Origin of the sequence: Streptomyces sp. NPDC007983 (assembly GCF_042958345.1) — a bacterium.
Lineage (GTDB): Bacteria > Actinomycetota > Actinomycetes > Streptomycetales > Streptomycetaceae > Streptomyces.
This window is the reverse complement of the sequence record NZ_JBIBJI010000007.1, coordinates 327583-341089: the sequence shown is the minus strand read 5'-3', so window position 1 is coordinate 341089 and position 13507 is coordinate 327583. Positions and strand designations below refer to the sequence as shown.

The window sequence follows — 13507 nt, the reverse complement described above, 5'->3', positions numbered from 1 at the left end:
TCAGGCGCGGGTGTCGCCCGGCAGCGGCGCGGCCGGGCCGGGCGGCGCCACCCGCACCTTCTCCGTCTTCACGCTGCGCCGCTCCCGCTTCGCCACCCAGTTCGCGCACCACGACAGCAGCATGCACATCCCGATGTAGACCGGTGAGATGACCATCACGACCGGGATGAACGGCAGGTCGTAGTCGAGGTTGGACGCGATGAGCTTGCCCGCGTGCAGGAACTCCTCGTAGGTGATGAGGAAGCCGAGCGAGGTGTCCTTCAGGGCCACCACCAGCTGGCTGATGATCGCGGGCAGCATCGCCCGTACCCCCTGGGGCACCAGGACGTACGTCATGACCTGCGTCTTGCGCAGGCCCAGGGAGTACGCCGCCTCCCGCTGCCCGCGGTCCACCGCCGCCACGCCCGCGCGGAACACCTCGGCGAGCACCGAGCCGTTGTACAGGGTCAGCCCGGTGACCAGGGCGGGCAGCGGCTGCACCTTCAGGGCCACGAAGACGAAGAAGATCATCACCAGCACGGGCATCGCGCGGAAGAACTCCACGATCAGCGTGGCCGACCAGCGCACCGGGCGGTGGTCGGACAGCCGCCCGGCGGCCAGCACCCCGCCCAGCGCCAGCGAGAGGACGGCGGCGAGCCCGAACGCCTTGAGCGTGTTGCCGAGCCCGCGCAGCAGCAGCTCCTGGATGCCCACGTACGCGAAGGGCATCCACTTCCGGTACGCGAACTGACCCGTGTCGACAAGGAGATGGATCACCCAGGCGATCAGGGCCAGCAGCGCCAGCGTGGCGATCAGCCCGTAGAGGCGGTGGCGGCGGACGGTGCGCGGCCCGGGGACGTCGTAGAGGACGGCGGTGGTGGTCAACGCGGCACTCCCCAGCGCTTCTCCAGCACGGTGAAGATCGCGCTGATGGTCAGGGTCACGAGCAGATAGCCCACGGCGATCCAGACGAAGGACCAGACGACGCTGTAGCCCATCTCGTTGAGCGGTTTGTAGGTGCCGAGCAGTTCGGTGACGCTGAACGACCCGGCGATGGCCGAGTTCTTGGCGAGCGCGATCAGCGTCGAGCCGATCGGCGGGATGACGGCGCGGAACGCCTGCGGCAGCACCACCGCCCCGAGCGTCTGCTCGAAGGTCATGCCCAGGCTGCGGGCGGCCTCGCCCTGCCCGACCGGCACCGTGTTGATGCCCGAGCGCACCGCCTCGCAGATGAACGCCGAGGTGTAGCAGCCGAGGGCGAGCACCGCGAAGGCGGTGAACGGCAGGACCAGCCCGAAGCGCGGCAGACCCAGCATCACCGCGAAGAACAGCAGCGTCAGCGGGGTGTTGCGGAGCACCGTCACCCAGCCGGTGCCGAAGGCGCGCAGGCCGGCGACCGGCGCGACCCGGAAGGCGGCCATCAGGACGCCGAGGGCGAGGGCGAGCAGCGAGGCGTAGACGGTCAGCTCGATGGTGCCGAGCAGACCGCGGCCGTAGAGCGAGAAGTTCTGGGTGAGCACGTCCATGAGCGCGGGCCTCAGTGGTAGCGGTCGACGGCGGGCGGTTTCGGGGCGGGCACACCGGACAGGCCGAGGGTCGCGTTGTACGCCCGTCTCCAGTTGCCGTCGCGCACATGGGCCTCGATGGCGTCGTCCAGCGCGAAGCGCAGCGCGACATCCCGCTTGGGTACGCCGATGCCGTACGGCTCCTTGGAGAACGGCCTGCCCACGACCTTCAGCTCCTTGGGCGCCTTGGCCGCGTAGCCGAGCAGGATGACGTTGTCCGTGGTGACCGCGTCGACCTGGTAGCTGAGCAGGTTGTCCACGCACACCGAGTACGTGTCGTACGCGACCGCGTGGGCCTTGGGGTAGTCGTGCTGGATGCGCTGCAGCGGGGTGGAACCGGCCACCGAGCAGACGGTCTTGCCCGCCAGGTCGCGGGGGCCGTGGATGTCGTTCGTATCGGCGCGCACCAGCAGCGACTGCCCGGCCATGTAGTACGGACCGGCGAAACCGACCAGCCGTTTGCGCAGCGGATTGATGGTGTAGGTGCCGACGTAGTAGTCGATCTGGCCGTTCTGGAGCGCGGTTTCCCGGTTGGCGGAGGCGATGGTCCGGAACCGGATGGTCCGGGGCGGGAAGCCGAGGGACGCGGCCATCATCTTCGCGATCTCGATGTCGAAGCCGGAGTAGCGGCCGGTGGCCGGGTCCCGCTCGCCCAGATACGGCTGGTCCTCCTTGACCCCGACGATCAGGTATCCGCGCCGCTTCGCCTTCCGCCAGGTCGGCGAGGACGGCAGCCGGAAGCCGGTGGCCACCCTGTAGTGCGGCAGCTCCTCGGGCTTGGGGCCCTTGGCGGGCGGGCTGCCCTGCTTGCCGCAGCCGGCGATGGCGCCGCCGGTGAGGGCGAGGAGCAGCGCGAGGACGGCGGTCAGGGTGCGCCTCATGTGCGTCATCACCCGGCTCATTGCTTGAGGATCTTGGAGAGGAAGTCCCTGGCCCGGGCGGTCTCCGGCGCCTTGAAGAACTCCTCCGGGCTGCGGTCCTCCACGATGCGGCCGTCGGCCATGAAGACCACGCGGTTCGCGGCGTACCGGGCGAAGCCCATCTCATGGGTGACGACGGCCATCGTCATCCCGTCCCGGGCGAGCTGCCGCATGACCTCCAGCACCTCATTGATCATCTCCGGGTCCAGCGCCGAGGTCGGCTCGTCGAAGAGCATCACCTTCGGGTCCATGGCCAGCGCGCGGGCGATCGCCACCCGCTGCTGCTGACCGCCGGAGAGCTGCGCGGGGTACTTGTCCGCCTGGTCCGCGAGCCCCACCCGGTCCAGCAGCTCCCGGGCCCGCCGCCCGGCCTCCGCCTTGCCGCGCCTGCGGACCTTCACCTGGGCGAGCATCAGGTTGTCCAGCACGGTCCGGTGGGCGAACAGATTGAACGACTGGAAGACCATCCCCACTTCGGCCCGCAGCCGCGCCAGCTCCTTGCCCTCCTCGGGCAGCGGCCGCCCGTCCACCACGATCGAACCGGACTCGATGGTCTCCAGCCGGTTGATCGTCCGGCACAGCGTCGACTTCCCGGACCCGGACGGCCCGATGACCACCACGACCTCCCCGCGGCCGACGGTGAGGTCGATGTCCTGGAGAACGTGGAGCGCGCCGAAGTACTTGTTGACGTTGCGCAGCTCGATCAGCGGTTCACCCACGGCCATGCCGCGCAAACTATCCACACGAAAGCGGCACTTCGGTCAGGACACGCACCAATGGGTGGATAACGCCCGATAGTGGCCCCCTCAGCCCTCCGAGACCTCCGCGTACAGCTGGGACAGCTCGGGGGCGCCGTCGGCGGCCCATTGGTGGCCCGCCTCGACCACGTCGACCTCCCGGCCGGAGTCGAGCCGGACCACGGGGCGGCCGTTGGGCCACACCTGCCAGACGGCGCCCGGCACGGTGCGGACGATGACCGTGCCCAGATACAGCCCGGCGTCGTTACCGAGCCAGGGCAGCTCCTCCGGGTCGTCGCGCCAGCGCGGTACCAGCTGGTCCAGCGCCTCCAGGGAGGCTGCCGAGTCGTCGAGCCCGATGCCCGCCTGCGCGGCCCGGGCACGCAGCAGTTCGCATTCGGAGAGGAGCTGCGCCACGCCTTGGGGGTCCGCCTCCTGGGCGCTCATCAGAGCCGTACCGGAGACCGCACCGTGCCGCTTGCGCCAGTTGTCCAGGAAGGGGATGTTCATACGGCTCAGCGTCGCACCAAGTGCACGGGCGCACCACAGGGCGCGCGGCGGCGTCCGTGACCCGTTGCTTGTCTTGACGACACCCGGCCGTCTCCCTACGTTCGCCATGCACCTGTCGAATCGCCGGTCGGGTCGGTTACGAGAGGGGACACCTATGCGCGTCGTCAGACCATGGAACGTGGCCGGGATGGTCGCGGGAGGTGCCACCCTCGTACTCCTCGCACCGGCCGCACCCTCGGTGGCGCAAGGCACCACCACCCCCAAGCCGCTCCCTTTGGAGCGGCTTTTCGACAACCGGGCGGTCGGCGACGACACCGCGCCGGGCACGGCGGACTTCGACGGGGCGGGCAACTCCCTCTCCGCACAGGACCTGCGGGCCGCCGGCTGGACCCCCGGCCGCGCCATCGACCTCGACGCGGCGCGGCTCACCTGGCCGCGCAGCGCCGGGTCCCGGCCCGCCCGGCCCGACAACGTGATCGCCGACGGGCAGTCGGTGCGGCTGCGGGGGCGCGGCGACGCGCTCACCTTCCTGGTCGCGAGCAGCTCCCCGGGCGGCCCCGGCGCCGGGGCGAGCGGCACTGGCCGGGTCCGCTACCGGGACGGTTCGTCCGGTACGTACACCCTGAGCGCCCCCGACTGGCGCGCGGGCCCCGCCGCCACCAAGGCGGTCGGCCTCCCGCACGTCAACACCGCCGACGGGCAGCGGGCGGAGGCGGCCCGGCTGTACGCGGTGACGGTGCCCCTGCGCGGCGACCGGCAGGTCGCGTCGGTGACCCTGCCGAAGGACCCTGGCCCGGGGTCCGATCTGCACGTCTTCGCCGCCTCGCTGCGGCAGCCCGCGCGGGGCTGGACCGGCAGCTGGGCGGCGAGCACCGCCGGATACACCAAGGCCGGGCCGTGGACCGACCAGACGCTGCGGCTCGTCGTGCACACCAGCGCGGGCGGGCCGGGCGCCCGGATCCGGCTGGAGAACACCTTCGCCGCCGCCCCCGTCGAGATCGGCCACGCCACGGTCGCCCTCCAGGCGAGCGGCGCGGCGGCGAACGGCACCCCGGTGCCGCTGACCTTCCGGGGCCGGGCCGGTACGTCGATCCCGGCGGGCGCGCAGGCCTTCAGCGATCCTGTGGACTTCGCCGTCCCCGCCGACGCGAACCTTTTGGTCAGCATTCACCTTCCCGGGCCGGTCGCGGCGGTGCCGGTGCACACCCAGGCCACCCAGCGTTCCTTTCTGAGCGCGCCGGGCAGCGGTGACCGTACGGGCGAGACGGGCGCCGACGCGTACACCGGCACCCTCACCACCTGGCCGTTCCTCACCGGCGTCGACGTCCGGGGCGGCCCGGGGTCGGTGGTCGCCCTCGGCGACTCCATCACCGACGGCACCAAGTCCACCATGGACGCCAACCGGCGCTGGCCCGACGTCCTCGCCCGCCGGCTGCGCGCCCCCGGGGCCGGTGTGCCCGCGTACGGCGTCGTCAACAGCGGCATCTCCGCCAACCGCGTGGTCACGGACGTCTATCCCGGCGACGGGGTCTCCACGGTCACCAGCGGGGTGAGCGCGGGCAGCCGCCTGGAGCGGGACGTCCTGGCCCAGACCTCCGCCCGTACGGTCGTCGTCTTCCAGGGCATCAACGACCTGCGCTGGGGCACCTCGGCCGAGGACGTCATCGCGGGCCTGAAGGCCATCGCCGCCCGGGCGCACGCGCGGGGGCTGCGGGTGCTGGGCGGGACGATCACGCCCTGCGAGGGCGAGTCGCTGTGCACCGCCGACGCGGATGCCCGGCGTTCCGTGGTGAACGCCTTCATCCGCGCAGGCGGCGGGGTGTTCGACGCGGTCGTGGACTTCGACGCGGTCGTACGCGACCCCGCGCACCCGTCGCGCATCCTCCCGGCGTACGACAGCGGCGACCATCTGCACCCGGGGGACGCGGGGTTGAAGGCGATGGCGGACGCCGTGCCGTTGCGGGCGCTACGGGGCTGAGGAGGGCCGCACCCGCGCGCGAGAGCCCCGGGGCACCCCGGACAGGCGCACCCGGCCGCCGGGTTACGGCTGGAGGTCCACCACCACCGGGGCGTGGTCGGACGCGCCCTTGCCCTTGCGCTCCTCGCGGTCCACGTAGGCGTCGCCGACGGCACCGGCGAACGAAGCGTTGCCGTAGACCAGATCGATCCGCATGCCGCGGTTCTTCGGGAAGCACAGCTCCCGGTAGTCCCAGTACGTGAAGGGGTGGTCGTACTTCAGGGGGCGGGGGACGACGTCCGACAGGCCGGCCTCGCGCAGGGCGGCCAGGGCCTCGCGCTCCTTGTCGGTGACGTGGGTGAGGCCGTCGAAGCGGGAGCGGTCCCAGACGTCGTCGTCGGTCGGGGCCACGTTGAAGTCGCCGAGGACGGCGAAGGGCCGGGGGCCCTTCGCGTCCTCGGCCACGGCCTCCCGCAGGGCGTCCAGCCAGCGCAGCTTGTAGTCGTAGTGCGGGTGGCCGACCTCGCGGCCGTTGGGCACGTAGACCGACCAGACGCGGGCGGGGCCGCAGGTGGCGGCTATCGCGCGGGGCTCCTGGCCGCCGTCGTAGTCGGGGCCGCCGGGGAGGCCGGAGACCACGTCGCCGAGGCCGACCCGGGAGACGACGGCCACCCCGTTCCACCGGCCGGTGGCGTTGACCGCGGCCTCGTAGCCCAGCTCGCGCAGGGGCTCGAAGGGGAAGGCCGTCTCGGCGCACTTGGTCTCCTGGACGCACAGCACGTCCGTGCCGCTGCTCTCCAGCCAGGCGAGCAGCCGGGGCAGCCGGGCGGTGATCGAATTGACGTTCCAGGTCGCGATGCGCATGGGGGACAACTTACATCCCGGGTCCGACACCTAGAGCGGAAGCGTTTCGCCCGGGGTCAGGCGGATGTGTTCCGCGGCGCCGGTCCCCGGTCCGTCCGGGCCCAGCATCCGGCCGTACACCATCGGGCCCAGATCGGACAGCAGGGCGTCGTGGATGTCGATCGCGCGCCGCGGGGCCACCTCGCGCACGTAGTCGAGGATCTCGGAGAACTTGTTCCAGGGCGCGTGCAGCGGCAGCAGCAGCGTCTCCACGGGGCGGTCCGGGACGGTGAGCGCGTCGCCCGGGTGGAAGACCGCGCCGTCGACCACGTAACCGACGTTGGTGATGCGCGGGATGTCGGGGTGGATGACGGCGTGCAGCTGTCCGTGCACCTCGATGTCGAATCCGGCCGCGGTGAAGGTGTCGCCCTCGCCGACCGTGTGGACCCGGCCGGGGAACGCCGCCGAGATCTGTCCGGCGACGCTGGCGAGGGTCCAGATGTGGGCGGCGGGGTTGGCGTCGAGCGCCGCCCGCAGCCGCTCCTCGTTGAAGTGGTCGAAGTGCTCGTGGGTGACGAGGATCGCGTCCGCGCCGACCGCGGCGTCCTCTTCGCTGACGCCTCCGGGGTCGATGACCAGCAGCTGCCCGTCCTTCTCCAGCCGGACGCAGGCGTGGCCCTTCTTCGTGAGCTTCATGAGGATCATTGTCCTCCCTTTTGCCCGCGTTACTCCTCGGGGCTGGTCTCCTCGCGGATGACCCGCTGGGCGACGGCGAAGGCGGAGTTCGCGGCGGGCACCCCGCAGTAGATCCCGGTGTGCAGCAGCACTTCCTTGATCTCGGCCGGCGTCAGCCCGTTGCGCAGGGCGGCCCGGGTGTGGAAGGCGAGTTCGTCGAGGTGGCCGCGGGCGGCCATGGCGGTGAGGGTGATCACGCTGCGGGTGCGGCGGTCGATACCGGGCCGGGTCCACACCTCGCCCCACACGTAGCGGGTGATGAAGTCCTGGAAGTCGCCGGTGAAGTCGTCGACCTGGGACTCCGCGCGGTCCACATGGGCGTCGCCCAGCACCTCGCGCCGGACCTTCATGCCCTGGTCGTACGTGTCGGCGCGGCCGTCAGGGCCCGGCTCGGGCGGCCGGGTGTAGCCGATCTCGACGGGCGGACCGGCGGGCGCGGCGGTCGGGGCGGTACGCGGCGGGGCCGGGGCGGTGACCGGCGGCGGCACCGGCGTCAGCACGGGCTTGACGGGCGGGGCGGAGACCGCGGTCATCCCGGTCGGGTGGTCCGAGGACCGCCACGAGCTGGAGAAGTGGCGTACCAGCAGGTCGGTGACGGCGGCGGGCTGCTCGACGGGCGCCAGATGCGAGGTGCCGGGGACGAGCGCGAGCCGCGCGTCGGGTATGCCCGCGACCAGGACGCGGGCGTCGGCGGCCGGGGTGACCTGGTCCTCGGCCCCGGCCAGGACGAGCGTGGGGACGCCGATCCGGCCCAGCTCGGGGCGGATGTCGAAGGCGGCCAGCGCCTCGCACGCGGCGATGTAGCAGCCGGGGTCGGTGGTGCGGACCATCTGGACGGCCCAGTCGACGATGGCGGGCTGGGCGGCGGCGAAGACGGGCGTGAACCAGCGCTCGGGGGTGGCGCGGGCGATCGGGTCGAGGCCGTTGGTGCGGACCACGACGCCGCGCTGCCGGAAGGAGTCGGCGGTGCCGAAGCGCGGGGAGGCGGAGACGAGCGCGAGCGAGCCCACTCTCAGGGGATGTCGCAGCGCCAGTTCGGCGCCGATGGCCCCGCCGATCGAGCAGCCCGCGTAGCCGAAGCGGTCGACGCCCAGCATGTCGAGGGTGGCCAGCAGCCGGGCGGCGAGTTCCGCGACGGAGGGGGCGGGGTGGGCGGGCGAGCCGCCGTGGCCCGGCAGGTCGAAGCGGAGGACGCGCCAGTGGCGGGACAGCTCGGGTATCTGGCGGTCCCACATATGCCAGGTCGTGCCCAGCGACGGGCCGAGGACGAGTACGGGCCCGTCCTCGGGGCCGTCGGTCCGGTACTGAAGTGTCTTGGTCTCGCTCACCCGGAAACGGTATCCCGAACGTCGTAGCGGTCCCTACGGCGTAACGGTGGAGACCACGTAGACCTTCGGATGGGCCGGGTTGTCGTTCCTGACCGTGATTCTCAGCTTGGGCTGCGGATCCTTCTGCTTGATCACCATTCCGGACCACTCGTGACCGGCGGCTCCGACCTGCCAGCCGACCTTCTTCGCCTGCTCGCGCGTGATGGTCACCGCGCCCTTCTCCAGCGCGGAGCGACGGGTGCCGAGCTTGGCCAGGAAGCCGTCGAGTCCGTCGCGGGAGGTGACGAACTGCACGTACAGCGAGCTGACCTTCCAGGAGTTCGTCTCGTACGAGGCGACCTTGCGCGAGTGCTGCGGGATCGGCACGTCGTAGATGCGCCGCTGCACCCGGGACGGATAGCCCGCGGAGAGGCCCTTGGACTTGGCCGCCTCCGCCTTCTCCTGGCCGCCGTCGCGGCTCTGCATGGCGGAGATCATCAGATAGCCGGCCGGGATCGCGATCAGCAGGAAGACGATCACGGCCCTGAGCCAGCGGCGCCGCGGACGGCCACCGCCGGACCCGCCGGACCCACCGGTCGCGGCGGACGTATCGGACCCGCCGGGTCGTTCGGACACGGGGGTACCTCCGGGGCGCTGCTCGGCGGCGTTCACTCGCGGCCTGCCTGACCGCGCGGCGCCAGCCGCAGCGGGGAGGAGGACCCGGCGCGCTCGTACCGCTCGACCCGGCGGCGGGTGGCGCGGCGGAAGCGGCGGGCGACGAGCCGGGCGAGGTCGGCGGCGCCGACCATCCCCGCCTCGGGCCCCAGCTGGGCCTTGACGATACGGGCCTCCGGCCGGTAGCCGCGCCCGGTCAGGGTGCGCCGGAAGGCGTCCCGGGCCGGGACGATCAGCAGATCGTCGGCGGCGCTGACGCCGCCCCCGATCACGAAGCAGGAGGGGTCGAGGGCGGCGGCGAGGTTGGCGATGCCCACCCCGAGCCACTGGCCGATGTCCTGGAGGAGTTCGATGCACATGGCATCGCCGTCCCGGGCCAGCTCGGTGATCAGCGGCCCGGTGATCTCGTGGATGTTGCCGCCGACCCGGTCGGTGATCCCGTACGCCACCGGCGACTCGGCGGCGGCCAGCTCACGGGCCTCCCGGACCAGCGCGTTGCCGGAGCTGTACTGCTCCCAGCAGCCCCGGTTGCCGCAGGGGCAACGGTGTCCGGCGGGCACGACCTGCATATGGCCGAACTCGCCGGCGACCCCGTACTTGCCGCGCTTGACCTGGCCGTCCTCCAGGATCGCGCCGCCGATACCGGTGCCGAGCGTGATCATGACGAGATGGTCCTCGCCGCGTCCGGCGCCGAACCGCCACTCGGCCCACGCGGCCGCGTTCGCGTCGTTGTCGACCATGACCGGAACGGCGAGCCGCTCGGCGAGCCGGTCGCGCAGCGGCTCGTTGCGCCAGGACAGGTGGGGCGCGAACAGGACCCGGTTGCGATCCGCGTCCACCCAGCCCGCCGCCCCGATGCCGACGGCGTGCACATCGTGCCGGTCGGACAGGTCCAGGACGAGTTCGGTGATGGTGTCCTCGACGACCTTCGGGCTCTTGGACTTGTCGGGCGTCTCGGTGCGCTTGCTCTCCAGGATGTTGCCGTCGGCGTCGACGACCCCGGCCATCACCTTCGTGCCGCCGATGTCGATGCCGACCGTGGGGACCCGGGGCGCGCTCAGGTGCGAGCGGCGCTCACGCGTGCCGACGGTCCGCAGCACGGTGGCCCGGGCCGAGCCCCGGTGCACTCTTTCGCGGTAGATGCTCATCGGCCGGCCCCTTCACCGGTGCGGGGGGTGCGGTCGCTGCGGGTGCGTGCTCGCAAGAGTTCGTCGTCCCTGCGGGGGTCTCGGGAGGCCGGGGCCTCGGCGTGCGGTGGTCATGACGCGGGTGGGGCCCGCTGTGCGATTGTGCCTCAACCGCCCCTCACGGTGCATGGTGAGCCGGGCCCGGCCCCCCTCAACGCGCCAGCTCGTGGGTGAGCTGTTCCAGCTCGCTGCCGCCCGCCATCTGGCGGGTCAGGTCCTCCAGGGCGATCTCGTCCTTGGCGTGGCTGCCCGCCATCGCGCCGCGCTTGAGGAGGACGAAGCGGTCGCCGACCAGGTAGGCGTGGTGCGGGTTGTGCGTGATGAGGACCACGCCGAGCCCGGCGTCGCGCGCGGCGGCGACGTACTTGAGCACCACCCCGGACTGCTTGACGCCCAGCGCCGCCGTCGGCTCGTCCAGCACGAGGACCTTGGCGCCGAAGTGGACGGCGCGGGCGATCGCCACGCACTGGCGCTGTCCGCCGGAGAGGGTGCCGATGGGCTGGTCGACGTCGCGCAGGTCGATGCCCATGCGCAGCAGCTCGCGGTGGGTGGTCTCGCGCATGGCGGGCACGTCGAGGCGGCTGAAGGGGCCGCGGCCCTTGCGGATCTCGGAACCGAGGAAGAAGTTCCGCCACACCGGCATCAGCGGGACGACGGCGAGGTCCTGGTAGACCGTGGCGATCCCGCGGTCCAGGGCCTCGCGCGGCGAGCCGAGCCGGGTGTCCTTCCCCTCGACGGCGAAGGTGCCCTCGTCGTGCTGGTGCAGCCCGGCGACGATCTTGATGAGGGTGGACTTGCCCGCGCCGTTGTCGCCGAGGACGCAGGTGATCCGCCCGGCGTGGACGTCGAGTGAGACGTCCTCCAGGGCCTTGACGTTGCCGTAGTACTTGCCGATGCCGCGCAGCGCGATCAACGGCACGTCCGGTGTGGTGCTCATGCGCTTGCCTCCGCCCGCTTGCGGACCCACCAGTTGAGCAGCGTGGCGAGCAGCAGCATCGCCCCGAGGAAGAACTTGAACCAGTCCGCGCCCCACTGCGCGTACACGATGCCCTTGTTGGTCATGCCGAAGATGAACGCGCCGACGGCGGCGCCGACGGCCGAGCCGTAGCCGCCGGTCAGCAGGCAGCCGCCGATGACGGCCGCGATGATGTACAGCAGTTCGTTGCCGACGCCCTCGCCGGACTGCACGGTGTCGTACTTGAACAGCAGATGCTGGCCGGAGATCCAGGCCGCCAGCGCGACCCCCATATAAAGCCCGATCTTGGTGCGGTCCACGGGCACGCCGACCGCGCGGGCCGCCTCCTTGGCGCCGCCCACCGCGAAGATCCAGTTCCCGGCGCGGGTGCGCAGCAGGATCCAGGTGGCGAGCGCGATCAGGGCGAACCACCACACCACGGTGATCTGCAGCTCCACATCGCCGATGGTCAGCTGGGAGGCGAAGACCTGGCGGGCGGAGGGGAAGCCCTCCATGTCGGCGATGCTCTTGGTGGAGACGGTCTCGCTGATCAGCTTGGTGAAGCCGAGGTTGCAGCCCTGGAGGATCAGGAAGGTGCCGAGCGTGATGATGAAGCTCGGCAGGTTGGTGCGCACCAGCAGATAGCCGTTGAAGAAGCCGATGGCGAGGGTGACCAGCAGGGACACCCCGGCGCCGACCCAGACGTTCGCCGTCATCTGGTACGAGAACATCGACGAGATCAGCGCGGAGGAGGTGACCAGGACGCCGGTCGACAGGTCGAACTCGCCGCCGATCATCAGCAGTGCGACCGGCACCGCCATGATCCCGATGGTGGACGAGGCGTACAGCACGGTGCTGAAGCTGGACCACTGGAGGAAGGCGTCGGCGGCGATCGAGAAGAAGACGAAGACGGCGGCGGCGCCGACGACCGCGCCCAGCTCCGGGCGGCCCGCCAGGCGGCGCAGCAGCGGGGTGCGCGCCACCGGGCGCGCGTCGGTCTCGTCCTTCGGCGGCAGCGTGTCCGCGCTCATCGGGTGCCCCGCTTCGTGAACGCCGCCAGCTTCTTGGCGTCGTCCTTGGTGACGATCTGCGGGCCGGTGAGGACCGGCTGGCCGCCACCGAGCACGTCGGCGTTGTAGCGCTGGAGCCAGAGCAGGTCCACGGCCTCGTAGCCCTGGAGGTACGGCTGCTGGTCGACGGCGAAGCCGAGCGTGCCGTCCTGCAGCCCGGCCGCGACCTTCGCGTTGAGGTCGAAGGTGTCGATCTCCGCCTTGCTGCCCGCCTGGTCGGCGGCCTGGGCGGCGGTGTCGGCGAACGGCGCGCCGAGGGTGAGGACGGTGTCTATGCCGTGGTCGGACTGGAGCTTGGCCTCGATGGAGGACTGCACGTCGGGCATGTTGGTGCCCTCGACGTAGACCTTCTCCAGCTTTCCGTCGAAGGTCTTGGCCGCGCCGTCGCAGCGCTGCTCATGGCCCACGTTGCCCTGCTCGTGCAGGACGCACAGGGCCTTCTTGCGGCCGCGCTTGTTCAGCTCGTCGCCGACGGCCTCGCCCGCGATGGTCTCGTCCTGGCCGACGTGGGTGAGCGCGCCGAACTTCTTGGACTCCGCGGAGCCGGAGTTGACCGTGATGACCGGTATTCCGGCCTTTTCGGCGCGCTTGACGACGGCCTTCATGGCGTCGGGCTTGGCGAGGGTGACGATCAGGCCGTCGACCTTCTGGTCGATGAACGTCTGGACCAGCTGGGCCTGTTCCTTGCCCTCCTTGTTGTGGGCGTAGAGGAACTTCACGTTGTCCTTGACGGCGGCCTGCTCGGCGCCGTTCTGCACGATGTCCCAGAAGGTGTCGCCGTCGCCGGAGTGGGTGACCATGGCGAAGGTCATCCGTGGGGTGTTGACCGCGGCGTGCCCCGAGGCCGCCTGCGCGGCCCGCTTCTCGGCCCGCAGCCCGCCGGTACTGCTGCATCCGGCCAGGGCCGCGCCCAGCAGTGTCGCCAGCACGGCGGCGGTCATCGCGCGTGCCCCTGTCCCAACTCTGGCCACGAAGAAGCCTCGTCCCTCTCGTCCCGTTTCATGTCCGCGGCCGGGAGCGACATGATCGGCCCCGGCCGCCGCCAAGTATCCGTTACGAGGCGCGGC

The 13507-nt window shown here is 71.6% G+C and carries 14 protein-coding genes; 1 reads left to right on the top strand and 13 read right to left on the bottom strand.

All coding sequences use genetic code 11. The features are described from left to right. The 5 genes from ACFZCY_RS24115 to ACFZCY_RS24095 all read right to left on the bottom strand — a co-directional run bounded on the left by ACFZCY_RS24115 (position 1) and on the right by ACFZCY_RS24095 (position 3711). Positions 1 to 864 (bottom strand): ABC transporter permease subunit, encoded by an 864-nt coding sequence (locus ACFZCY_RS24115; RefSeq protein WP_391176834.1) that lies wholly within the window; start codon positions 862 to 864, stop codon positions 1 to 3. Next, positions 861 to 1505: an ABC transporter permease subunit gene (locus ACFZCY_RS24110; RefSeq protein ID WP_391176831.1), complete on the bottom strand. Its 645-nt coding sequence runs from the start codon at positions 1503 to 1505 to the stop codon at positions 861 to 863. The genes ACFZCY_RS24115 and ACFZCY_RS24110 overlap by 4 nt, the downstream gene beginning before the upstream one ends. Before the next feature lie 11 nt (positions 1506 to 1516). Then, the gene (locus tag ACFZCY_RS24105; protein WP_391176827.1) at positions 1517 to 2434 is read right to left on the bottom strand and encodes a transporter substrate-binding domain-containing protein; all 918 of its coding nucleotides are present in this window, start codon (positions 2432 to 2434) and stop codon (positions 1517 to 1519) included. 8 nt (positions 2435 to 2442) lie between these two features. Continuing rightward, positions 2443 to 3189, bottom strand: coding sequence for an ATP-binding cassette domain-containing protein (locus ACFZCY_RS24100; protein ID WP_391176824.1), 747 nt, complete (start codon positions 3187 to 3189; stop codon positions 2443 to 2445). 81 nt (positions 3190 to 3270) lie between these two features. Further along, entirely contained in the window at positions 3271 to 3711 is a 441-nt protein-coding gene (locus ACFZCY_RS24095; protein WP_391176821.1) for a DUF6278 family protein, read from the bottom strand. A gap of 154 nt (positions 3712 to 3865) precedes the next feature. Here ACFZCY_RS24095 and ACFZCY_RS24090 point away from each other — a divergent pair, with 154 nt between their 5' ends. Continuing rightward, positions 3866 to 5689 carry a GDSL-type esterase/lipase family protein gene (locus ACFZCY_RS24090; RefSeq protein WP_391176819.1) on the top strand — a complete coding sequence of 608 codons (1824 nt, stop codon included), beginning with the start codon at positions 3866 to 3868 and terminating at the stop codon, positions 5687 to 5689. A 63-nt stretch (positions 5690 to 5752) separates the two neighbouring features. On the opposite strand, the gene ACFZCY_RS24085 is transcribed toward ACFZCY_RS24090, so the two are convergent. From ACFZCY_RS24085 to ACFZCY_RS24050, 8 genes are all read right to left on the bottom strand, one after another. Further along, on the bottom strand, positions 5753 to 6532 hold the full coding sequence (locus tag ACFZCY_RS24085; RefSeq protein ID WP_391176815.1) for an exodeoxyribonuclease III: 780 nt from the start codon (positions 6530 to 6532) through the stop codon (positions 5753 to 5755). Positions 6533 to 6562: 30 nt separating this feature from the next. Then, positions 6563 to 7207: an MBL fold metallo-hydrolase gene (locus ACFZCY_RS24080; RefSeq protein ID WP_361480644.1), complete on the bottom strand. Its 645-nt coding sequence runs from the start codon at positions 7205 to 7207 to the stop codon at positions 6563 to 6565. A gap of 29 nt (positions 7208 to 7236) precedes the next feature. Continuing rightward, positions 7237 to 8574 carry a 4-carboxymuconolactone decarboxylase gene (gene pcaC / locus ACFZCY_RS24075; RefSeq protein ID WP_391176811.1) on the bottom strand — a complete coding sequence of 446 codons (1338 nt, stop codon included), beginning with the start codon at positions 8572 to 8574 and terminating at the stop codon, positions 7237 to 7239. Between the two features lie 33 nt (positions 8575 to 8607). After that, entirely contained in the window at positions 8608 to 9189 is a 582-nt protein-coding gene (locus ACFZCY_RS24070; protein WP_391176808.1) for a hypothetical protein, read from the bottom strand. Between the two features lie 32 nt (positions 9190 to 9221). Further along, positions 9222 to 10376, bottom strand: a complete 1155-nt coding sequence (locus ACFZCY_RS24065) for an ROK family glucokinase (protein WP_361480653.1) — start codon at positions 10374 to 10376, stop codon at positions 9222 to 9224. A gap of 190 nt (positions 10377 to 10566) precedes the next feature. After that, a complete protein-coding gene (locus ACFZCY_RS24060) occupies positions 10567 to 11352 on the bottom strand; it encodes an ATP-binding cassette domain-containing protein (RefSeq protein WP_391176804.1) in 786 nt (261 codons plus the stop codon). Further along, positions 11349 to 12401, bottom strand: coding sequence for an ABC transporter permease (locus tag ACFZCY_RS24055; protein WP_361480659.1), 1053 nt, complete (start codon positions 12399 to 12401; stop codon positions 11349 to 11351). The genes ACFZCY_RS24060 and ACFZCY_RS24055 overlap by 4 nt, the downstream gene beginning before the upstream one ends. Then, a complete protein-coding gene (locus tag ACFZCY_RS24050) occupies positions 12398 to 13381 on the bottom strand; it encodes a substrate-binding domain-containing protein (protein WP_391176800.1) in 984 nt (327 codons plus the stop codon). The genes ACFZCY_RS24055 and ACFZCY_RS24050 overlap by 4 nt, the downstream gene beginning before the upstream one ends. Positions 13382 to 13507: the final 126 nt, after the last annotated feature.

Excerpts from the sequence above, each read along its gene's own strand:
- ACFZCY_RS24110 (WP_391176831.1), bottom strand. The coding sequence starts at position 1,505 with ATGGACGTGCTCACCCAGAACTTCTCGCTCTACGGCCGCGGTCTGCTC.
- ACFZCY_RS24105 (WP_391176827.1), bottom strand. The coding sequence starts at position 2,434 with ATGACGCACATGAGGCGCACCCTGACCGCCGTCCTCGCGCTGCTCCTC.
- ACFZCY_RS24100 (WP_391176824.1), bottom strand. The coding sequence starts at position 3,189 with ATGGCCGTGGGTGAACCGCTGATCGAGCTGCGCAACGTCAACAAGTAC.
- ACFZCY_RS24095 (WP_391176821.1), bottom strand. The coding sequence starts at position 3,711 with ATGAACATCCCCTTCCTGGACAACTGGCGCAAGCGGCACGGTGCGGTC.
- ACFZCY_RS24090 (WP_391176819.1), top strand. The coding sequence starts at position 3,866 with ATGCGCGTCGTCAGACCATGGAACGTGGCCGGGATGGTCGCGGGAGGT.
- ACFZCY_RS24085 (WP_391176815.1), bottom strand. The coding sequence starts at position 6,532 with ATGCGCATCGCGACCTGGAACGTCAATTCGATCACCGCCCGGCTGCCC.
- ACFZCY_RS24080 (WP_361480644.1), bottom strand. The coding sequence starts at position 7,207 with ATGAAGCTCACGAAGAAGGGCCACGCCTGCGTCCGGCTGGAGAAGGAC.
- ACFZCY_RS24065 (WP_361480653.1), bottom strand. The coding sequence starts at position 10,376 with ATGAGCATCTACCGCGAAAGAGTGCACCGGGGCTCGGCCCGGGCCACC.
- ACFZCY_RS24060 (WP_391176804.1), bottom strand. The coding sequence starts at position 11,352 with ATGAGCACCACACCGGACGTGCCGTTGATCGCGCTGCGCGGCATCGGC.
- ACFZCY_RS24055 (WP_361480659.1), bottom strand. The coding sequence starts at position 12,401 with ATGAGCGCGGACACGCTGCCGCCGAAGGACGAGACCGACGCGCGCCCG.
- ACFZCY_RS24050 (WP_391176800.1), bottom strand. The coding sequence starts at position 13,381 with ATGACCGCCGCCGTGCTGGCGACACTGCTGGGCGCGGCCCTGGCCGGA.